This is a genomic window from Pseudomonas sp. PDM01 (genome assembly GCF_014852325.1).
Classification (GTDB): Bacteria; Pseudomonadota; Gammaproteobacteria; order Pseudomonadales; family Pseudomonadaceae; genus Aquipseudomonas; species Aquipseudomonas migulae.
Genome location: NZ_JACVBK010000004.1, coordinates 456,433 through 476,542, shown reverse-complemented (window position 1 = coordinate 476,542; position 20,110 = coordinate 456,433). Strand labels below are relative to the sequence as shown.

Annotated in this window: 15 protein-coding genes; 10 read left to right on the top strand and 5 right to left on the bottom strand. The window is 60.0% G+C overall.

Going from position 1 to position 20,110, the window contains the following annotated elements:
- Positions 1-81 precede the first annotated feature (81 nt).
- Entirely contained in the window at positions 82-828 is a 747-nt protein-coding gene (pdxJ, locus tag IB246_RS12885; RefSeq protein ID WP_008042485.1) for a pyridoxine 5'-phosphate synthase, read from the top strand.
- Between the two features lie 129 nt (positions 829-957).
- Here pdxJ and mltF read toward each other — a convergent pair whose 3' ends face one another.
- The gene (gene mltF / locus IB246_RS12880) at positions 958-2,418 is read right to left on the bottom strand and encodes a membrane-bound lytic murein transglycosylase MltF (protein ID WP_032832725.1); all 1,461 of its coding nucleotides are present in this window, start codon (positions 2,416-2,418) and stop codon (positions 958-960) included.
- A 274-nt stretch (positions 2,419-2,692) separates the two neighbouring features.
- On the opposite strand from mltF, the gene purL reads away from it, so the two are divergent.
- Positions 2,693-6,589, top strand: coding sequence for a phosphoribosylformylglycinamidine synthase (purL, locus tag IB246_RS12875; protein ID WP_008042487.1), 3,897 nt, complete (start codon positions 2,693-2,695; stop codon positions 6,587-6,589).
- Positions 6,590-6,594: 5 nt separating this feature from the next.
- Complete coding sequence (locus IB246_RS12870) at positions 6,595-6,906, top strand: YqfO family protein (RefSeq protein WP_032828634.1); 312 nt, start codon at positions 6,595-6,597, stop codon at positions 6,904-6,906.
- A 232-nt stretch (positions 6,907-7,138) separates the two neighbouring features.
- Here the strand turns inward: IB246_RS12870 and IB246_RS12865 are convergent, their stop codons facing one another.
- On the bottom strand, positions 7,139-9,547 hold the full coding sequence (locus IB246_RS12865; RefSeq protein ID WP_008042488.1) for a glucose/quinate/shikimate family membrane-bound PQQ-dependent dehydrogenase: 2,409 nt from the start codon (positions 9,545-9,547) through the stop codon (positions 7,139-7,141).
- Between the two features lie 211 nt (positions 9,548-9,758).
- Positions 9,759-11,141 carry a carbohydrate porin gene (locus IB246_RS12860; RefSeq protein ID WP_032832786.1) on the bottom strand — a complete coding sequence of 461 codons (1,383 nt, stop codon included), beginning with the start codon at positions 11,139-11,141 and terminating at the stop codon, positions 9,759-9,761.
- A 387-nt stretch (positions 11,142-11,528) separates the two neighbouring features.
- Between IB246_RS12860 and IB246_RS12855 the strand changes: the two genes are divergently transcribed.
- On the top strand, positions 11,529-11,759 hold the full coding sequence (locus IB246_RS12855; RefSeq protein WP_008043269.1) for a VF530 family DNA-binding protein: 231 nt from the start codon (positions 11,529-11,531) through the stop codon (positions 11,757-11,759).
- A 2-nt stretch (positions 11,760-11,761) separates the two neighbouring features.
- Complete coding sequence (locus IB246_RS12850; RefSeq protein ID WP_032832785.1) at positions 11,762-12,412, top strand: Pr6Pr family membrane protein; 651 nt, start codon at positions 11,762-11,764, stop codon at positions 12,410-12,412.
- A gap of 103 nt (positions 12,413-12,515) precedes the next feature.
- Here IB246_RS12850 and IB246_RS12845 read toward each other — a convergent pair whose 3' ends face one another.
- Entirely contained in the window at positions 12,516-13,301 is a 786-nt protein-coding gene (locus IB246_RS12845; protein WP_008043265.1) for a siderophore-interacting protein, read from the bottom strand.
- Complete coding sequence (locus IB246_RS12840) at positions 13,298-13,873, bottom strand: PadR family transcriptional regulator (RefSeq protein WP_008026701.1); 576 nt, start codon at positions 13,871-13,873, stop codon at positions 13,298-13,300. Before IB246_RS12840 ends, IB246_RS12845 begins: the two co-directional genes overlap by 4 nt.
- 506 nt (positions 13,874-14,379) lie before the next feature.
- Here IB246_RS12840 and IB246_RS12835 point away from each other — a divergent pair.
- From IB246_RS12835 to IB246_RS12815, 5 genes are all read left to right on the top strand, one after another.
- A complete protein-coding gene (locus tag IB246_RS12835; RefSeq protein ID WP_008043263.1) occupies positions 14,380-14,871 on the top strand; it encodes a CS1 type fimbrial major subunit in 492 nt (163 codons plus the stop codon).
- A gap of 109 nt (positions 14,872-14,980) precedes the next feature.
- Complete coding sequence (locus tag IB246_RS12830) at positions 14,981-17,503, top strand: CS1-pili formation C-terminal domain-containing protein (protein ID WP_192230046.1); 2,523 nt, start codon at positions 14,981-14,983, stop codon at positions 17,501-17,503.
- 39 nt (positions 17,504-17,542) lie between these two features.
- Positions 17,543-18,283, top strand: a complete 741-nt coding sequence (locus tag IB246_RS12825; protein ID WP_008043444.1) for a hypothetical protein — start codon at positions 17,543-17,545, stop codon at positions 18,281-18,283.
- A 5-nt stretch (positions 18,284-18,288) separates the two neighbouring features.
- The gene (locus IB246_RS12820) at positions 18,289-18,780 is read left to right on the top strand and encodes a CS1 type fimbrial major subunit (protein ID WP_008043445.1); all 492 of its coding nucleotides are present in this window, start codon (positions 18,289-18,291) and stop codon (positions 18,778-18,780) included.
- An 89-nt stretch (positions 18,781-18,869) separates the two neighbouring features.
- Positions 18,870-20,099, top strand: a complete 1,230-nt coding sequence (locus IB246_RS12815; protein ID WP_032832805.1) for a hypothetical protein — start codon at positions 18,870-18,872, stop codon at positions 20,097-20,099.
- The last annotated feature ends 11 nt before the right edge of the window (positions 20,100-20,110 follow it).

Sequence of the window (20,110 nt, the reverse complement as noted above, 5' to 3'; positions counted from 1 at the left end):
TTCGCTCCCACCAAGGATCAACAGACCCTGTTGCCCCGTGTATGCTGTGCACCGAACTTTCTCTTCTTCTGGAGCGCTTCCGTGACCACCAGCAATCGCATTCTTCTTGGCGTGAACATCGACCACGTTGCCACCCTGCGCCAGGCCCGGGGCACTCGCTATCCCGATCCGGTCAAGGCCGCACTGGACGCGGAAGAGGCGGGCGCTGACGGCATCACCGTGCACCTTCGCGAAGACCGTCGGCATATCCAGGAACGTGACGTGCTGGTGCTCAAGGATGTGCTGCAAACCCGCATGAACTTCGAAATGGGCGTCACCGAAGAAATGATGGTGTTCGCCGAGCGCATCCGCCCGGCGCACATTTGCCTGGTGCCGGAAACCCGCCAGGAACTGACCACCGAAGGCGGTCTGGACGTAGCGGGGCAGGAAGCGCGGATCAAGGCGGCAGTGGATCGCCTGGCGAAGATCGGTTGCGAAGTGTCGCTGTTCATCGATGCGGACGAGCGGCAGATCGAAGCGTCCCGTCGTGTCGGTGCTCCGGCGATTGAATTGCACACCGGTCGTTATGCCGATGCCGAGACACCAACCGACGTGGCTGAAGAGCTCAAGCGCGTGGCCGATGGCGTGGCATTTGGTCTGGCGCAGGGTTTGATCGTCAACGCCGGTCACGGTTTGCACTATCACAACGTCGAAGCGGTCGCAGCGATCAAGGGCATCAACGAACTGAACATCGGCCATGCGCTGGTGGCGCATGCGTTGTTTGTCGGGTTCAAGTCGGCGGTGTCTGAAATGAAGGCGTTGATTCTGGCAGCAGCGCTAAAAGGCTAAGACCGCGGCGCTGCCTTCGCGGGCAAGCCTCGCTCCTACAGGGGCGGTGCCATACGCAAAATTGCGGCACAACACGGACCTGTAGGAGCGAGGCTTGCCCGCGAAGGCGTCCTCAAAAGCAACACAAATCTAAAGCTGCGGGGTTTCCTGGCTCGGCTTGGACTTGTCGACCCCCGGCACATGCAGATTGCCTTCGGCCACCTGATTGCCTTCCAGCTGAGGCTGCGTCACCCAGGTCAGGATGTCGTAGTAGCGACGGATGTTCGCCACGAAATGCACCGGCTCGCCGCCGCGGGCGTAGCCGTAACGGGTTTTGCTGTACCACTTTTTCTCGGACAGGCGCGGCAGGATTTTCTTCACGTCCAGCCACTTGTCCGGGTTCAGCCCTTCCTTGGCCGCCAGTTTGCGCGCGTCATCCAGGTGACCGCTGCCGACGTTGTAGGCCGCCAGCGCAAACCAGGTACGGTCCGGTTCCTGGATCGACTCATCCAGTTGTTCCTTCATGTAGGCCAGGTACTTGGCGCCGCCCATGATGCTCTGCTTCGGATCGAGGCGATTGGACACGCCCATCGCCTGCGCGGTGTTCTGGGTCAGCATCATCAGGCCACGCACGCCAGTCTTCGACGTGACGGCCGCTTGCCACAGGGATTCCTGGTAACCGACTGCCGCCAGCAGGCGCCAGTCGACCTTCTCTTTCTTGGCGTAGGTCTTGAAGTGTTGCTCGTACTTGGGCAGTCGTTGCTGCAAATGCTGGGCGAAGGTAGTGGCGCCCATGTAGCCGAGTACGTCGACGTGCCCGTAATAGCGGTCCTTCAGGCGTTGCAGCGTGCCGTTCTTCTTCACCTTGTCGAGGTAGGCGTTGATCTCGTTGAGCAGGCTGTTGTCGTCGCCGGCGGCCACGGCCCAGCTCTGGTCGCTGGCGTCACCAAGGTCGAAGGCGACCCGGATATTGGTGAAGTAGACCTGGTTCATCGCCACTTCGTTGGAGTCGACCAGGGTCAGGTCAATCTGACCTTCATCGACCATGCGCAGCAGGTCGACGACTTCAACCGCGTCGGACTCTTCGTATTCAATGCCGGGAAACTTCTGTTTCAACTCCGCCAGTTGCCCGGCGTGGGTGCTGCCCTTGAGCACCATGATCTTCTTGCCCACCAGATCCTTTGCATCGGTCGGCCGCGACTGGCCGTTGCGATAGATGATCTGCGGGGTGACTTCCAGATAGGAGTGGGAAAACCGCACCTGCTGTTTGCGCGCTTCGCTGCTGACCAGGCCGGCCGCAGCGATCACCGGACCGTTGGGCTTGCCCACCTGGCTGTACAGGTCGTCAAGGTTGTCGGCGGTTTCGATTTTGAGTTCGACCCCCAGATCGTCGGCGAAGCGCTTCACCAGCTCGTATTCGAAGCCGGTTTCACCGTTGCGATCCTGAAAGTAGGTAGCGGGGCTGTTTCGGGTAACCACCCGCAGCACGCCATCCTCCTTTACGCGCTCCAGCGTGTTGGGTTTATCAACACAGCCACTGAGCATCAGGAAGAGTCCGGTTGCGATCAGCCATTTGGCGTACCGCGGACGCAAAGCCGTTGGGGAAAACATCTGCGCAGTATACGCAAAGGACCACGAGCGCCATATCTCGACAGCGAAGGCCTTGTCTGCTAGAGAGCGAAAAACCGCTCTGGAGCCCGCAGGAATGGGCTCGAATGGCTTTTTGTGACACAAAAAATAACACCTGGCCGACCGCTGTTTCAGGTCCGGATACCCGGCCCGACGTCCGGGTGACGCCGCCCGTACCGTTTCGGGTGATGTCGCGGGCGGTTTAGGCTAGAATGCACGGCCTCAAAGCACACCCCTTCCCGAGGCTGTCCCGAAGATGTTGATCCTGCGCGGCGCTCCTGCCCTTTCTGCCTTTCGCCACAGCAAACTCCTTGAGCAACTGAGCCAGAAGGTTTCGGCTGTCAGCGGCTTGTATGCTGAATTCGCTCACTTCGCCGAAGTTACCGGCGTCCTGACCGGCGACGAACAGCAGGTGCTCGCGCGCCTTCTGAAGTACGGTCCAAGCGTACCGGTTCAAGAACCGACCGGTCGCCTGTTCCTGGTGTTGCCGCGTTTCGGCACCATCTCGCCGTGGTCCAGCAAGGCCAGCGACATCGCTCGCAATTGCGGCCTGAGCAAGATCCAGCGCCTGGAGCGCGGTATCGCGTTCTACGTCGCCGGCCAGTTCAGCGACGCCGAAGCGCAGCTGATCTCCGATGTGCTGCATGACCGCATGACCCAGATCGTCCTCGCCAACCTTGAACAGGCCGCCGGCCTGTTCAGCCACGCCGAACCGAAGCCGCTGACCGCGATCGACGTGTTGGGTGGCGGCCGCGCCGCGCTGGAAAAAGCCAACACCGAGCTGGGCCTGGCCCTGGCCGAAGACGAGATCGACTACCTGGTCAACGCCTTCGTTGGTTTGAAGCGCAACCCGCACGACATCGAACTGATGATGTTCGCCCAGGCGAACTCCGAGCACTGCCGTCACAAGATCTTCAACGCCAGTTGGGACATCGACGGTCAGAGCCAGGAAAAAAGCCTGTTCGGCATGATCAAAAACACTTACCAGATGCACAGCGAAGGCGTTCTGTCCGCTTATAAGGACAACGCTTCGGTGATCGTCGGTAATGTCGCCGGCCGTTTCTTCCCGGACCCTGAAACCCGCCAGTACGGCGCGGTACAGGAGCCGGTGCACATTTTGATGAAAGTCGAAACGCACAACCACCCGACCGCGATTGCCCCGTTCCCGGGTGCGTCCACCGGTTCCGGTGGCGAGATCCGCGACGAAGGCGCTACCGGTCGTGGCGCCAAGCCAAAGGCCGGCCTGACCGGTTTCACCGTGTCGAACCTGCAGATCCCTGGCTTCGAACAGCCGTGGGAAGTGCCGTACGGCAAGCCTGAGCGCATCGTCACCGCGCTGGACATCATGATCGAAGGCCCACTGGGTGGCGCCGCGTTCAACAACGAATTCGGTCGTCCGGCCCTGACCGGTTACTTCCGTACCTTCGAACAATCGATCACCACTCCGCGTGGCGACGAAGTTCGCGGTTACCACAAGCCGATCATGCTGGCCGGCGGCATGGGTAACATCCGTGCCGAACACGTACAGAAAGGCGAGATCACCGTCGGCTCCAAGCTGATCGTGCTCGGCGGCCCGGCGATGTTGATCGGTCTGGGCGGCGGCGCTGCTTCCTCCATGGCCACCGGCACCAGCTCGGCTGACCTGGACTTCGCGTCCGTACAGCGCGAAAACCCGGAAATGGAACGTCGCTGCCAGGAAGTCATCGACCGTTGCTGGCAACTGGGTGACAAGAACCCGATCAGCTTCATCCACGACGTGGGTGCGGGCGGTCTGTCCAACGCCTTCCCGGAACTGGTCAACGACGGCAACCGTGGTGGCCGCTTCGAACTGCGCAACATTCCAAACGACGAGCCGGGCATGGCCCCGCACGAAATCTGGAGTAACGAATCCCAGGAACGCTACGTTCTGGCGGTTGGCCCTGCTGACTTCGAACGCTTCCAGGCGATCTGCGAGCGCGAGCGTTGCCCGTTCGCCGTGGTCGGCGAAGCCACTGCCGAGCCGCAACTGACCGTCACCGACAGCCACTTCGGCAACAGCCCGGTGGACATGCCACTGGAAGTGCTGCTGGGCAAAGCCCCGCGCATGCACCGTTCGGCCGTTCGTGAAAACGAGCTGGGCGACGATTTCGATCCGTCGACCCTTGAGATTGCAGACTGCGTCGAGCGCGTTCTGCATCACCCGGCCGTGGCGAGCAAAAGCTTCCTGATCACCATCGGCGACCGCACCATCACCGGCCTCGTGGCCCGTGACCAAATGGTCGGCCCGTGGCAGGTTCCGGTGGCCGACGTTGCCGTCACCGCCACCAGCTTCGACGTCTACACCGGTGAAGCCATGGCCATGGGCGAGCGCACTCCGCTGGCTCTGCTGGACGCTCCGGCGTCGGGCCGCATGGCCATCGGCGAAACCCTGACCAACATCGCCGCTTCGCGCATCAACAAGATCTCCGACATCAAGCTGTCGGCGAACTGGATGTCCGCTGCCGGTCACCCGGGTGAAGACGCGCGTCTGTACGACACCGTGAAAGCGGTCGGCATGGAACTGTGCCCTGAGCTGGGCATCACCATTCCGGTGGGCAAGGACTCCATGTCCATGGCCACGCGCTGGAGCGACAACGGCGAAGACAAGACCGTCACCTCGCCAATGTCCCTGATCGTGACCGGTTTCGCGCCAGTGGCTGACATCCGTCAGACCCTGACCCCGGAACTGCGCATGGACAAGGGCACCACCGACCTGATCCTGATCGATCTGGGCCGTGGCCAGAACCGCATGGGCGCCTCGATCCTGGCCCAGGTTCACGGCAAGCTCGGCTCGCAAGCGCCGGACGTCGATGATGCCGAAGACCTGAAAGCCTTCTTCGCAGTGATCCAGGGCCTGAACGCCGACGGTCACCTGCTGGCCTACCACGACCGTTCCGACGGTGGTCTGCTGACCAGCGCCGTGGAAATGGCCTTCGCCGGTCACTGCGGCCTGAGCCTGAACCTCGACGGTCTGGCGGAAACCTCCGCCGACATCGCAGCGATCCTGTTCAACGAAGAACTGGGCGCCGTGATCCAGGTTCGCCAGGACGCGACTCCGGACATCCTCGCGCAGTTCAGTGCTGCCGGTCTGGGCGAGTGCGTGTCGGTGATCGGTCAGCCGATGAACAACGGCGAGATCAGCATCACCTTCAACGGCGAAACCGTGTTCGAAGGTCAGCGTCGTCTGCTGCAGCGTACATGGGCTGAAACCAGCTACCAGATCCAGCGTCTGCGTGACAACGCCGACTGCGCCGAGCAAGAGTTCGACGTGCTGCTGGAAGAAGACAACCCGGGCCTGAGCGTCAAGCTGAGCTACGACGTCAACCAGGACGTCGCCGCGCCTTACATCAAGAAAAACATCCGCCCACAGGTTGCCGTGCTGCGTGAGCAGGGCGTCAACGGTCAGGTGGAAATGGCGGCCGCGTTCGACCGCGCCGGTTTCAACGCAATCGACGTGCACATGAGCGACATTCTGGCCGGCCGTGTCGACCTGAACGACTTCAAGGGCATGGTCGCTTGCGGCGGTTTCTCCTACGGCGACGTACTGGGCGCCGGTGAAGGCTGGGCCAAGTCCGCGCTGTTCAACAGCCGCGCCCGCGATGCGTTCCAGGGTTTCTTCGAACGTAGCGACAGCTTCACCCTTGGCGTGTGCAACGGTTGCCAGATGATGTCCAATCTGCACGAGCTGATCCCGGGCAGCGAGTTCTGGCCGCACTTCGTGCGTAACCGTTCCGAGCAGTTCGAAGCCCGTGTGGCGATGGTTCAGGTCCAGGAGTCGAACTCGATCTTCCTGCAAGGCATGGCCGGTTCGCGCATGCCGATCGCCATCGCACACGGCGAAGGTCATGCCGAGTTCTCCAGTGAAGAAGCGTTGCTGGAAGCCGATCTGTCGGGTTGCGTGGCGATGCGTTTCGTCGACAACCATGGCAAGGTCACCGAGAAGTACCCGGCCAACCCGAACGGCTCGCCGCGCGGGATCACCGGTTTGACCAGCCGCGACGGTCGCGTGACGATCATGATGCCGCACCCGGAACGTGTGTTCCGCGCCGTGCAGAACTCGTGGCGTTCGGAAGACTGGAACGAAGACGCGCCATGGATGCGCATGTTCCGTAACGCTCGCGTGTGGGTGAACTAAGCGCCGTGTACAAGCTCAGCTTCTTTGTTCCGACCAGTCATGTCGAAGTGGTCAAAAGCGCTGTGTTCGCTGCCGGTGGCGGGCGAATCGGTGCTTACGAGCACTGCGCATGGCAGGTGTTGGGCCTGGGTCAGTTTCGTCCAATGGAGGGCAGTCAGCCGTTCATTGGCGAAGCAGGGCAGGTCGAACAGGTTGAGGAATGGAAAGTTGAGCTGGTGGTGGCGGATGAGTTGATCCGTTCGGTGGTGGCGGCTTTGAAACAGAGCCACCCCTACGAGACACCGGCTTATGAAGTGTGGCGGCTGGAGGATTTCTGATCCGCTGACCGCTGTAATGAAAAACCCGCTACGGCGGGTTTTTTGTTGCCCACAAATTTATAGATCAACACGCAAACCCTGTAGGAGCTGGCTTGCCAGCGATAGCGTCCTGTCAGCCAACATCAACGTTGAATGTTGAACCGCCATCGCCGGCAAGCCGGCTCCTACAAGGGATCACAAAAAAAGGCGACCCCCTCACGGGAGTCGCCTTTGCTTTAACTGCCGCTAAAACTTATTCGGACAGTTTGTACGCAATCACATAGTCACCTTGCTTGGTGCCCAGCGATCCATGACCGCCCGCCACGACGAGCACGTATTGCTTGCCGTCCTTGCCGGTGTAGGTCATCGGTGTGGTTTGCGCGCCCGCAGGCAGGCGACCTTCCCACAGTTGCTTGCCGTTTTTCACGTCGTAGGCTCGCAGGTACTGGTCGAGGGTGCCGCTCAGGAAGCCAACGCCACCGGCGGTGGTGAAGGTGCCGCCCAGGCTAGGCACGCCCATGCTCAGCGGGATCGGAACCGGCGAGCTGTCGCGCACGGTGCCGTTCTTGTGTTTCCACAGGACTTTGGCGGTGGTCAGGTCAACCGCCGCTACATAACCCCATGCCGGCGCCTGGCACGGCAGGCCCATTGGCGACAGCAATGCTTCGAGGACTACGCCGTACGGCGCGCCTTTGTTGGGCTGCACGCCTTCGGTTTCGCTTTTACGCGGGCCTTGGGCTGCGATTTCGGCGGCCGGGATCAGTTTCGATTTGAACGCCATGTAGCTCGGGTTCACGAAAGCGATCTGACGCACCGGGTCAACCGAGATGCCGCCCCAGTCGAACACGCCGAAGTTGCCTGGATACACGATCGAACCCTGCAGCGACGGCGGGGTGAACGGGCCGTCGTAGCGCATGGATTTGAAGTCGATCCGGCAGATCAGTTGGTCGAACGGCGTCACGCCCCACATGTCGCGCTCTTGCAGCGGCGGCGGCATGAGGTTGAGGTCGGATTTCGGTTGGGTCGGCGAGGTGTGATCACCTTCGACAGCGCCTTGCGGAACCGGCACTTCGTTGATCGGCACAATCGCCTGGCCGGTGCTGCGGTCCAGTACGTAGATGCTGCCTTGCTTGGTGGACGCGAGTACCGCCGGCTTCACGCCGTCTGCGGTTTTCAGGTCCATCAGGGTTGGCTGGCCACCGACGTCCATGTCCCACAGGTCATGGTGGGTGAACTGGAAGTGCCAGCGCACTTTGCCGGTGCCGATGTCGAGGGCGGTCAGGCCGGCGGCGTGCAGTTCCGATTCCGGGGTGCGAGCGCCACCGAACTGGTCCGGCGTCTGGTTGCCCATCGGCAGGTACAGCATGCCGAGTTTTTCGTCGACGGCGAACATGGACCACATGTTCGGCGAGTTGCGGGTGTAGACCTTGCCTTCGGCAATCGGCGTGGTGTCGTCCGGGTTGCCGCTGTCCCAGTTCCACACCAGTTTGCCGGTGTGCACGTCGAACGCGCGGATCACGCCGCTCGGCTCGTCGGTGGAGACGTTGTCGGTGACGTGGCCGCCAATCACCACCAGGTCCTTGGTGACCGCTGGAGGCGAGGTGGAGTAGTAGCCGCCGGCGGTGAAACCACCGATGTTGGCGCGCAGGTCGACCTGGCCTTTGTCGCCGAAGTCTTCGCACATCTTGCCGGTGTCGGCGTTCAGGGCGATCAGGCGGGTGTCGGCGGTCGGCAGGAAGATCCGGCGTGGGCAGACGCTGGCGACAGGCGCGCTGGCGCTGCCGGTCGGGCTCTGCTCGGAGGCGTAAGCCGTGTCATCGTGATACGTCACGCCACGGCAGGTCATGTGCGCCCAACCCTTGAAGTTCGCCGCGTTTTGCGTGGAGAGCTTCGGATCGAAACGCCAGATTTCCTTGCCGGTGTCCGGGTCCAGTGCGATCACCTGGCTGTGCGGCGTACACACATAGAGCATGCCGTTGGCTTTCAGCGGAGTGTTTTCAGCGGTGGTTTCACCCGGATCGTTCGGCCCCGGCAGGTCGCCGGTGCGGTAGGTCCAGGCCGGAACGAGCTTGTTGACGTTCTGCGGAGTGATCTGTGCCAGTGGCGAATAACGATCACCGTGGGCACTGCGGCCGTAGGAGTTCCAATCACCGTCGGGCATGGCCGGGGCGGTGTTGGTCATGCCCGGCACGCTGTCGCGGTCCAGTTGGCCTTTGATTTCACCAGGGTTGGTGAATTGGCTGGCCAGTGCGGCCAAGCCTGCGAGCACCACGGCCACGCTCAGTGCGCCGGTGCCTTTCGGTGCAGCGCCTTCGCGCAGCAGCGGACGACGGAACCACGGCAGCAACATGACGATGCCCAGCGCAAACAACATTGCCAGACGTGGCACCAGTTGCCACCAGTCGAGGCCGACTTCCCACAAGGCCCAAACGGTACTGGCAAACAGCACCAGCGCGTAAAGCCCCAAGGCTGCGCGGCGGGCAAGGATCAGCAACACGCCGGTCAGCGCCAGGCCGATACCGGCCAGCAGGTAATACAGCGAGCCGCCGAGCATGCTCAGCTTGATCCCCCCAGCCAGCATGGCCAGGCCCATTAGCAGAAGCAGAATGCCGAGCAGGGTCGGCAATAGACGGCTTCGACTCAAAGCACCATCAGTGCTCATAGTGTGGTTCTCCGTGACGTTTCAAGTAGTCCCGCGCAAGTTCACTGTAGATGACGATCTGGCGCGGGCAGGGTTCATATAAAGAAGTTCGGCTGATGCGGTCCCTGTAGGAGCCGGCTTGCCGGCGATAGCGGTGTGTCAGTCGACATCTGTTTGGCTGATACACCGCCATCGCCGGCAAGCCGGCTCCTACAAGGGTTTGCGGTGTTTGTTAGAACTGCGACTGGATCTTGATCCCGCCAATCAGCGCGTCATCGACCTTGTCCACGCCACCGGGGTGGCGGATGTATTGCAGGTTCGGGCGCACGGTCAGCCAGTTGGTGACGTGCACCCCGTAATAGAGTTCGGCGCTGTATTCGGTGTCCTGCGGCGGCAGGAAGGACGGATCGTCGAAGTCGGAGACCGCGTGGGCCTGATTGCTCGCCTCTGCATTTTTGCGATAGGCCGGGTTGACGTGAACACGGGCGAGGGCGAAACCGATGTCGTCCTTGGCGCGCGCATCGAACAAGCCTTTGTAGACGACGCCCGCCTGGACATAGTTGTCGATGGCGTTGGTCTTCTTGTCGTGCATCGTGCCGTTGGCGAACACGCTCAGGCCACGGGAGTTGTCGCTGGCGCGGCTGGTGATCTGCTGCTGCACACCCAGCCAGACGCCGTGTTTGCTCGACGCGCTGCGGTAGGCCTCGCCACTCAAGGCGGCGGGCTGGCCATTGCTGTCCTTGTAGGCATCGGTAGCGTTGGCGTTGCTATAGTAGTAACCGGCGCGGTATTCGCCCGGCAGGCCGTTGAGCTTCGGCGTCCACACCAGCTCCACCGGCAAAATTGCGCCTTGGGTGCCGCTGCCGCTGAGCTTGAAACCATTGCCGCGATCGAGGTTCGACGGGTTCTGCTCATACGCGCCGACCTGCGCGTACAGCTCTGGCGTCAGGTGATATTTGACCCGCATCGCCCACTGGCTGACCGGCCAGTTGTACCAGATGCCCCCGACCCAGTTACCGACCTGGGAGCCGCAGAACGCCAGGTTCTGGAAGTCGCAGGGGAAACTGTTGAAATCTTCGCCTTCGCCGAAACGGCCGACCTTGATGTCGAGCTTCTGATCGAAGAATTTCTGCTGATACCACATCTGCGTCAGGCGCCAGGTTTGCCCGCGACCCCAGACTTCTTGCGCTGAAGTGAAACCGCCGACCCGCGGATCGTTGATCCGGTCGTTGCTGATGTTGTTGCCGTTACGTTCGGTGATGGTCAGCTGAAATTCAGCGTCGTCCCAACCGAGGATCTTCTGCAGATCGAGATGCGTGCCGAGGCCGAACTGATCGCTGTAGCGCGCGGTGCGATCATGGTCGTAGCCGCCGTGCAGATTGCTGCCCATTTCACCGGTGTAATCGACTTTGAAGTCGTAGCCTTTTTCCGAAAGTTCGGTGCGCGTACCGTTCCAGTCGCCGAGCATCCACGGCGATTCGCTATCGAAGGCCGGGGCGGCCTGAACGCAGGTGGCGAGGCCCAGCGCGGTGAATCCGCTGATCAGGTTAAGGGCTTTTCGCTGGGAAACAGGCATGCAGACAGCGCTGTCTCGCAAAAATTGAACATAAGGCATAGAGGAGAAATTCTTGATCTTTTTCTGGGGAGTGAGGGGCGAAGCGGTTAGCGGAAGCGTTTCAGCAGGTTCGGGCGTAAGGATAATGTTCTGTTACAAATAGAGAAAGGCCTTTTGCCGAGATGAATTTTTGTTGATTCGGTAACAGTCCACAGATCACCGCGACCTGTAGGAGCCGGCTTGCTGGCGATAGCGGTCTGTCAGGCAATATCAATGTTGATTGACACACCGCCATCGCCAGCAAGCCGGCTCCTACAATGAATTGCGTTCAGATGATCCGTTACCTTTGACCTACATTTAGCAGATAGCGCACAGACGCCTTTCCCCCAAGGCGGCCCTCGGCTAAGGTGCGCGGCTTCCAATTCATCTATCGCTCGAAGGCCCGGCATGACCGAACAGAACAACAACCCGCTGCATGGCGTGACACTGGAGCAGATCCTCAACGCGCTGGTTGAACATTACGAATGGTCGGGGCTGGCCGAGCGCATCGATGTCCGCTGCTTCAAGAGTGATCCGAGCATCAAGTCGAGCCTGACCTTCCTGCGCAAGACCCCGTGGGCGCGGGAGAAGGTCGAACGCTTGTACGTCAAGTTGATGCGTACCAAGCGACCGCTCTGAGCATGATCATGCAACCTGCCGTGCGCCGTCGTTTTGTGGCCGTGGCTGCTGTCCTCGGCTGGGCGGGATTGAGCATTCAGCTGTACCTGATTTTCTATTCGCGCTGGACGCTGGGCGCCAGTCTGCTGGGCGGGCTGGTGAGTTTTTTCAGCTACTTCACCGTGCTCAGCAACACGCTGGTGGCGACCGTGCTGACCTGCGCGCTGACGTCCCGCGAGTCGGCTGCGCGACGCTGGTTTTTGCAGCCGTGGGTGAGCAGCGGGGTTGCCGTGAGCATCGCCGTGGTCGGCCTTGCCTACAACATTCTGTTGCGCCATCTGTGGCATCCCGAAGGCTGGCAATGGCTGGCCGATGAGCTGATGCACGACGTCATGCCGTTGCTGTTTCTGGCCTGGTGGTGGTTGTGTGTGCCCAAAGGCACCCTGCGTCTGCGGCACATTGCGTTGTGGGTGATTTACCCGTTGCTGTACTTCGCTTACGCGCTGCTGCGCGGGCATCTGCTGGCGGTTTATCCCTATCCGTTCATTGATGTCGACAAGCTGGGTTATCCACAGGTGTTTGCGAATGCAGGAGGATTGTTGGCGGGGTTTGTGGTTATTGCGTTGTTGGTGATCGCGCTGGATCGGTGGCGGCTGAGTCACACGGACCTGTAGGAGCGGCCGGGCGGCGTTCCGTTTGCCGGCGATGGCGGCCTCGAGATCGATACAAGATTCAAGGGCCCCATCGCCGGCAAGCCGGCTCCTACAAGGTCTGTGTTTATTCCTCGTCGGTGTCGTCCAGGCGCCAATAGCCGACGGCTTTGACGAACTGCTCGTTCAGCCCGTGCTCGTCCAGCAGCACCCGACGAATCTGCCGCGACACTTTGGTCTCGGTCGCCACCCACGCGTATAGATTGCCGCTGGGCACTTGCAGCTGTTTCACGGTGGTCAGCAAGTTGTTCTTGCCACCCTCGCGCAACACCCAGATCACATTGACCTGCGCCGGGCTTTCGAGCTTTTGCTGTTCCGCGCCGTTCTCCACTTCAATGATCACCAGCGCCTGGCGATTGGCCGCCAAACCCTCCAGGCGCCGCGCAATCGCGGGGATCGCCGTCTCGTCACCGATCAGCAAATAGCTGTCGAACATGTCCGGCACGATCATCGATCCCCGTGGCCCGCCAATGTGCAGGAACTGTCCCGGTTTGGCCTGTTCCGCCCAGGTCGAAGCAGGGCCGTCGCCGTGCAACACGAAATCGATGTCCAGTTCCAGCGTGTCGAGGTCGTAGCGACGCGGCGTGTAGTCGCGCATCGCCGGCATCGGGCCGTTGTCCTTACCGGCACCGAGCACCAGGGTCTCCAGCGCCGCTTGTTCTGCCGCGTTCTGCGGGAACAGCAGTTTGACGTGGTCGTCTGTGCCGAGGCTGATGAAACCTGCCAGCTCAGGCCCACCCAGGGTAATCCGGCGCATGCGCGGGGTCAGGTCAACCACGCGCAACACTTGCAGGCGACGGCGTTTGATTTCATGCATCACGCGGTGAATGGTGTGCTCGATCACTTCAGTCATTCAGCTTTCTCCTGAGCGGGTTGAACCAAGGGGCCGTCGACGATGGCTTTGGCTGTGTTGTTGAGCAGGGCGGCGACCCGAATGATTTCTTCTGCGCTCCAGCGACCGTGGTGCAGTTGCAACGCGTGACGCAGGTTATGCACCGCTTCGTGGATCTCGGGCGGACGGTCATGGCCGCGCAATGAGCGCTTGCTGACATCGATGCGCATCCGCACGCCGTCCAGTGCAACCGCTTGCTCACTTAAAGACAGACGACCGGCGTCGGTCACGCTGTAGCGTTTTTTTCCGCCTTCGGCATCGCCCTGGATCATTTCGCTTTCTTCCAGAAAGGTCAGGGTCGGGTAGATCACGCCGGGGCTGGGGCTGTAGGCGCCGTCGAACATGCCTTCGATCTGGCGGATCAAGTCGTAGCCATGGCAGGGCTGTTCGGCAATGAGCGCCAGCAGCAGCAATTTCAGATCGCCGGGGGCAAACACCCGTGGGCCGCGACCGCCGCGTTCGCGACCGGGGCGTTTCTCGAAGCCGTCGCGGCCGTCACCGTGTTCGCGGTGGGGGGAATGATGGTCTCTCATTTTTCCTTCTCTCTGTCGTGTTTAGATACAACTTAAGATATATCTTATCGAGAGGGCAAGCGAAAGGGACCAACGGTCGTCGCCGAAGGACGTCGTGGCGGATTTCAGTGCGGGGCGGGAAAAAGGCGTTTTGCAGCTTGCTGTTTTAGAGTGTTTGATCTAATTATGCGTAACTAACAGAGAGTGATTATTAATAATTAGACCTAAGTAGTCTTTGTCTTACAGAGACTGTATTTAGTTTGACTGTGTGCTTTTTTTGTTAAAACTGTTTGTAGTATGTTTCTGTCGGGTGAACGGTTTAATTATTGATTTTTCGGGTTTTTTCTACTGGGTCGCGGGCGGTTGTTACTACATGTTCTTCGGAAGTTGCGTACTTACTTTCTCAAGTAATTGGCCGATCATTCTCCTCGTCGAAAGTTGAGCCAAATTGCCACTATTTAAACCGGCAATAGGGACGATTCACGCTTTCCACGGACCAATCCTTTGAAAAAGACAGGTACTAAACAATGTTCAAGAAGTTTGCAATCGCCGTTCCGATGACCCTCCTGGCCCTGAGTTCTTCGATGGCGTTCGCTGCGGATGAATCGCGCACCTCCATCAACATCACTGCGGAAATCCCGAGCAAAGTGTTTCACGCTCAACCCGTGGACCTGAACTTCGGTAAAGACGAAAGAATGCAGTACCAAATTGGCGCCGGCACCCTGTCGGAGGTCCGTGGCACCTACGATATCCAGCACACCAACGGCTCGGTGGGCGCATACGTCGTCGGCGGCCCGACGCCGCTGTTCAACGGTAATGCGAGCTTGAACATTCCGCTGACCTACACCTTCAACGGCACCGTACTGACTGCCGATTCGAAGGAAGTGGTCGGCGACGTCGAGTCCAACGGTGGCATGCGCGCCGACCTGGTGATTACTGCAGAAAAGCCGGGCAACAATCAGGTGGGTATTTACACCGCCAACCCCGTCGTCATGTTTGATGCCATTCCGCGCATCTGAATGACAGCGTTCTGTCAGCAAGTTCTTGCTTGATAACGCTCACCGATCGATAGGGCCGTAGTCCCTGTCGATCGGGTTTCACCGTCTTTATCCACAGAGTATTTCATTCATGTTCCCGATGACTCCCATCGCGACGGCGCTTGCCTTGTGTTTTTGCGCAACTGCCCTGGCCGCGCCAGCGGATAACGGCCATACACCTCGAAGTTTGCTGGCGCAGGCCAAGGGTTTACCGAGCGAGTTCGAAGAACACTTCTTCGATGTACCGTTGGCGGTGCGCGTGGAACTTGATCAACAATTTCTGGGGGAGGCGATGGTCGTGTTGACCCGCGACGACCGCATCACCCTCGTTGACTTCACCGATGTCAGCGACAGCACGATCAAAGCCAGTGAACGCGACACCTGGTCTAGCTATTTGAAGCAAGGCGTGGCGCTGGGCAACTGCGAGGCGAAATGCCCCGAGTCGCTATTGGCCGTGCACTACAGCCTGGAAAACTCGCTGGTGTCGATCCTCACGGAAAACGCCGAGCGCGACGATCAGGTCCAGCGTTATTACAACCAGCCCGAAGGCGGCAGCAGCGGGTTGATCCTGCGCAACCAATTGAACCTCAACGGCGGGCAAAACCAGGACCTTGGCGGGCGCTATGGTCTTGAAGCCAGCAGCAGCCTCGGTAACTGGACTCAAGCGGTGAACCTGCAACTGTCGCGACTGGGTGGTGTGGATAACCAGACCTATCACGCCGTGCATGAGCTCTATACCCAGCGTGAGCTGGAAGGCAGCTTTGTGCGCCTGGGCTATTTCACCCCCACCTCCGAAGGGCTGACTCGCCAGCCGCGCTCCTTCGGCGCGAGTCCCGACACGGCGCTGGGTGTGATGTACGGCAGCTCCGACAGCCTGGCCATCAATCAGCCGACGCCGGCGGTCTACCCGATCTACGTCACCGCCAATCGCCAGGGCTCGGTGGAGATTTACCGCGACGGTTTGCTGATCAATACGCAGGCGATGCCCGCAGGCCTGCAAACCCTCGACACGCGGCCGTTGCCCGGCGGTATCTATGAAGTGGAAGTGCGCCTGATCGAAGACGGCCAGATCACCTCCAGCACCCAGGAACTGGTCTACAAACCGAACAATTGGCGCAACCACGACGAGCAATGGCGCTACAACCTGTTCGCCGGGCGTGAATCCAAATTTCTCAGCAACTGGGACGATCAGAACGACGGCGACATGACGGCCGGTGCCGCCTTCAACTTTCTGCTGCACCCGCGAGTCATCCTCGGCCTGTCAGGTCGACAGGTGCGTGACAGCCTGCAATATGGCACCTCGGTCGATTGGGCCGTCGTCAACAATGCCAGCGTCTATGCCAACGTCTACAAGACCGAGGACCACGGCACCGGTTTCGACGTGCAGGGGCTTTATTCCTACGGCAGCGGCAGCATCGTCGCCAGCCACAACCGCAGCTGGCTCGACACGACCCGGCTCTACGACACGCTGCCGGACGGCACGCGAGTACGACAGCGCAACGTGTTTATCGGCCAGACCAGCAACTCGTCGTTGTCGCTGAACCATCGGCTCACCAGCAAAAGCTCGGTCAATGCCAGGGTGTCCCACAGCGAGGGCAACACCGAAGGCGTCGGCGTGGATCTGGGGTGGAGCCAGCGAAGCCGATTGTTCGGCAGCGACGCCAACTGGCGCTTGTCGCTGTTCGACAGGCCGGGCAGTTTCAGCTCGGGCAATGACCGCAATCGTGGCGTCGACCTGAGCGTCAACATCGCCCTGGGCGGGCCGGGCGAACAGATCTCCGGCAGCATTGGCACCCGCACCGATCGCGACGGCGGACGCGATAACAATGCCTCGGTCACCTACCGCAAAGACTTGCAGGATCACCTGCTGCAAAGCGTTTCCGCCACGGCCATCACCGACACCTATGGCATCGGTATGAACGCGATGGCGACGATGCAATCGGAGCGGGTCAACGCTGATGGTTTTATCCAGCGCTCCTCATTCAACAACGACTTCACCGGTGGTTTGAACCTCGACAGCACCGTCGCCGTCGGCGGGCAAAAAATGGTCGTGACCAGCCAGTACCACCGCAACGGTGCGGGCATGATCATCGATGTCGAATCGGACATCGACGACATTGCCCTGCGTGCCGACGATTTGAGCGGTGGCAGCGCAGTGCTCAGACCGGGGCGCAATTTCGTGCCGATCACCGCCTACAAAAGCAGCTCGGTCAGTTTCGATTTCGAGGGCAATCACGTGCCGGCCGCGACCATCCAGCCGGCCCGTTCCAGCTATCACCTGAACAAGGGCGGCGTCGAGTATCGCCAGGTTCGCGTGATGAAAACCCTCACCGTGCTCGGTCGCCTGGTGGATTTCCAGGGCAGTCCGCTCAAAGGCCACCACATCATCAACCACGCCAGCCGCGGGGTCAGTGAAGTGGACGGCTTCTTCTCCATGGAAATGAACGCCGGTTCACCGACCCTGGAAGTGCGCCACGGCAACCAGTTGCTGTGCCAGTTCCGGCTCGACCCGAGCCGTGGCCGCACGGAAAACAATGTGCTGATGATCGGCGACCTGCGTTGCACGCCGGATACGTTGGCGGACGCAACGACACAGACGCCGACGGCAGGCTGATGCCCGGCAATACGCACTTTATCTACGAGGTAAATGACGATGAAACGTCGGTTGGCACTGATTGGTTTTTGTTTGTTCACGCAGACGGCACACGCCGGGCCGAGCATCAATATCGGCACGGTTTACGACTACCTGGACGGTGATAAAAGTACCTATTTGAAACGTGTCTTCAATGGCGGCGACAGCACCGCTTTCGTCAAGGTCAACATCCTGGAAATCCTTTACGACGCTGACGGAAAGTCGCAGGAAGTACCGCTCAAATCCAGTGCCGACGGCAGCGCCCGGGACGGCTTGATGGCCAGCCCGGCGCGGCTGATCGTGCCTGCCAGTGGCATGCAAGGCACCCGGTTGCTGTACATGGGCGAGCGCGACCGCGAGCGCTATTTCCGCGTGCGTTTCGTGCCGGTGGTGCCGGAGAAAGAAGACGAGTTCGCAGTCTCTGGCGAAGAGCGTGAGGAATACAAGAAGACCCTGTCCGCCGGGGTCACGGTGCTGGCCGGGTATGGCGCGGTGTTTTTCGTCCGGCCCAAGGACACGCGTTACGCCAGCATGATCGAGAACGGCGCGAAGGATTACCGCATCCGCAACGACGGCAACACCGTGGTGGTGATCGATGAGTTCAAGGATTGCTCAGTCAAGAACGAGCAGGAGTGTATGCCGACCACCAAGCATCACATCCTCGCGGGCCGCAGTTTTCAGTTCGAAAAACAAGCCGGTCGCGAGTATCGCTTCACACTGGTTGAAGGCGAGAGCAGCAAGAAACTCGATGTGAAGGGCTGATGACCATGTTCAAAAAACTGATGGTTCTGATGGTGTCGGCAGTGGCCTGCCATTCAGCGTTTGCTGCCCGCGAAGTGCACCACTTCGACGTGTTCGTGACGATTCCGAACCAGGCGTTCTACGTCATTCCCGCAGACCCCGGCTGGATTCACCGCGAGCAGCGGTTGCCGTGGAATCTGGCGACCTCGACCCTGGGCGGCTTGCGCAAGTATTTCGATGTGAAGAATGAAGCCGGCTCCATCGAAGCCCGGCTTGAGGGCCGGCCTTACCTGTCCAACGGGACCGCGGCCGATGACATTGGATTGCGCGTGCTGTTCAACGGCAAGTTGCTGAGCGAACTGGAGAGTAGCGAGGTGGTGTCGATGAGCGAGGCCGCGCCGGGTAAACGTGTGTTGCTGGAGATCGCGCCGGTGCCGCCTGTCGATGGGGTTTATAAGCCGGGCAGTTATTTCGGCAGCGTCAACTTGCTTTTCAACGCAGTGTTGCCGGGGGCATAGATGTTTGGTTTTGTCGCAGCAGATGTTTTCGTATGTTTATGCCGGGAAAGTGCTGGCATGGTTCTAATGGGACGGTGGAGTTCGTATTGATGAAATCATCCAAACGATTGCGATCGTTAATCTTGTTTGCCCTGGTGAGCTTGATTGTTGGAGCTACGGGTTCGGCTTTCGCAGTCACCCTGGAAATGAGTGCCGTGTTTCGACCTGATCCGGCAAACCCCATGCGTAATGCTTTCGAGAACACCACACCGCAAGGTGGTCATTGCAAAGAGCACCCAACGTACTGTGGGCCTGGTGTCTTCAGTATTGGGGTGCCGATCCGGTTCAGGGCTGTAGCGCCCATTCAGGCTTTGCACGAAGAACGCCAGGGGCCTATGTTTCGGCTTCCGTCCTCATGGAAGGACACGACGGTCATTCATGATGAAACGGGTGAGTCTGCGACGGTCAGAATGCGTTTCAGCGGAATCGGGGCGGCCTATACAATCAAGACACCTCTTGACTCTAGCACCTGGATCGACCACTGGGGATGGCCGTCGCCACCCTGTGTCAAGGGCGGAACGAGCTACGGCAACGCCTATTATTTCGCTTTTTTCTGGAGGATCCCGGCGGATGGAGGTGTTTGTTCGAAGCAAGCTCAGTTGCCGATAACGCAAGACTATGGTTTTGCCTATGAAAATATGAGCTTTTCATACGAGCTGGCAACGCCCAATCCCTTGCAGATGTCGACGGGAACTTACAGGGGTGTTTTGAATTATGTCGTGGGTCCTCTTGGCGATTTTGATATGGGCGATATCATGTTGCCCGATGACGATTTGATAAGCCTTAATTTCACTCTAAGTGTCGAACATGCGCTCAAAGTGGAGATTCCACCGGGCGGCAATCGCGTCGAATTGGTCCCGAAGGGTGGCTGGCAAGCCTGGCTGACACAGGGGCGCAAGCCGACACGGCTGTTCCGGGATCAGACATTCAATGTGTCATCGTCAAGTCGCTTCAAAATGAATCTGGACTGTCAGTACAGCCTGGATGGCAATCGCTGCGCGGTGCGTGATCCGGTTTCAGGACATGTCGTGCCGCTAGACGTCAGCGTGACCCTGCCCAATGGCCTGGTGGATGCCGCCGCGCAACCGGTCAGTCACCGGCCGTTGCGGCGCGACGGCAGTGGCACCGAGTTGTTCCAGCCACGCTTTTATGTCGATCGCAAGCCTGGAACGCTGCATTTCGAGGTCGCGAAGGACGAAGTCGACGAAATGCTCAAGCCCGGTACCGCCAGATCTTACTCGGGCAATGTCACAGTGGTCTGGGATTCCGAAGTGGGTTAAGGCATGAACCC

Coding starts and splice junctions, on each gene's coding strand:
- IB246_RS12830 (WP_192230046.1), top strand. CDS start 14,981: ATGTTCCCGATGACTCCCATCGCGACGGCGCTTGCCTTGTGTTTTTGC.
- IB246_RS12860 (WP_032832786.1), bottom strand. CDS start 11,141: ATGCCTTATGTTCAATTTTTGCGAGACAGCGCTGTCTGCATGCCTGTT.
- IB246_RS12865 (WP_008042488.1), bottom strand. CDS start 9,547: ATGAGCACTGATGGTGCTTTGAGTCGAAGCCGTCTATTGCCGACCCTG.
- IB246_RS12855 (WP_008043269.1), top strand. CDS start 11,529: ATGACCGAACAGAACAACAACCCGCTGCATGGCGTGACACTGGAGCAG.
- IB246_RS12820 (WP_008043445.1), top strand. CDS start 18,289: ATGTTCAAAAAACTGATGGTTCTGATGGTGTCGGCAGTGGCCTGCCAT.
- mltF (WP_032832725.1), bottom strand. CDS start 2,418: ATGTTTTCCCCAACGGCTTTGCGTCCGCGGTACGCCAAATGGCTGATC.
- IB246_RS12850 (WP_032832785.1), top strand. CDS start 11,762: ATGATCATGCAACCTGCCGTGCGCCGTCGTTTTGTGGCCGTGGCTGCT.
- purL (WP_008042487.1), top strand. CDS start 2,693: ATGTTGATCCTGCGCGGCGCTCCTGCCCTTTCTGCCTTTCGCCACAGC.
- IB246_RS12815 (WP_032832805.1), top strand. CDS start 18,870: ATGAAATCATCCAAACGATTGCGATCGTTAATCTTGTTTGCCCTGGTG.
- IB246_RS12840 (WP_008026701.1), bottom strand. CDS start 13,873: ATGAGAGACCATCATTCCCCCCACCGCGAACACGGTGACGGCCGCGAC.
- IB246_RS12845 (WP_008043265.1), bottom strand. CDS start 13,301: ATGACTGAAGTGATCGAGCACACCATTCACCGCGTGATGCATGAAATC.
- IB246_RS12835 (WP_008043263.1), top strand. CDS start 14,380: ATGTTCAAGAAGTTTGCAATCGCCGTTCCGATGACCCTCCTGGCCCTG.
- IB246_RS12825 (WP_008043444.1), top strand. CDS start 17,543: ATGAAACGTCGGTTGGCACTGATTGGTTTTTGTTTGTTCACGCAGACG.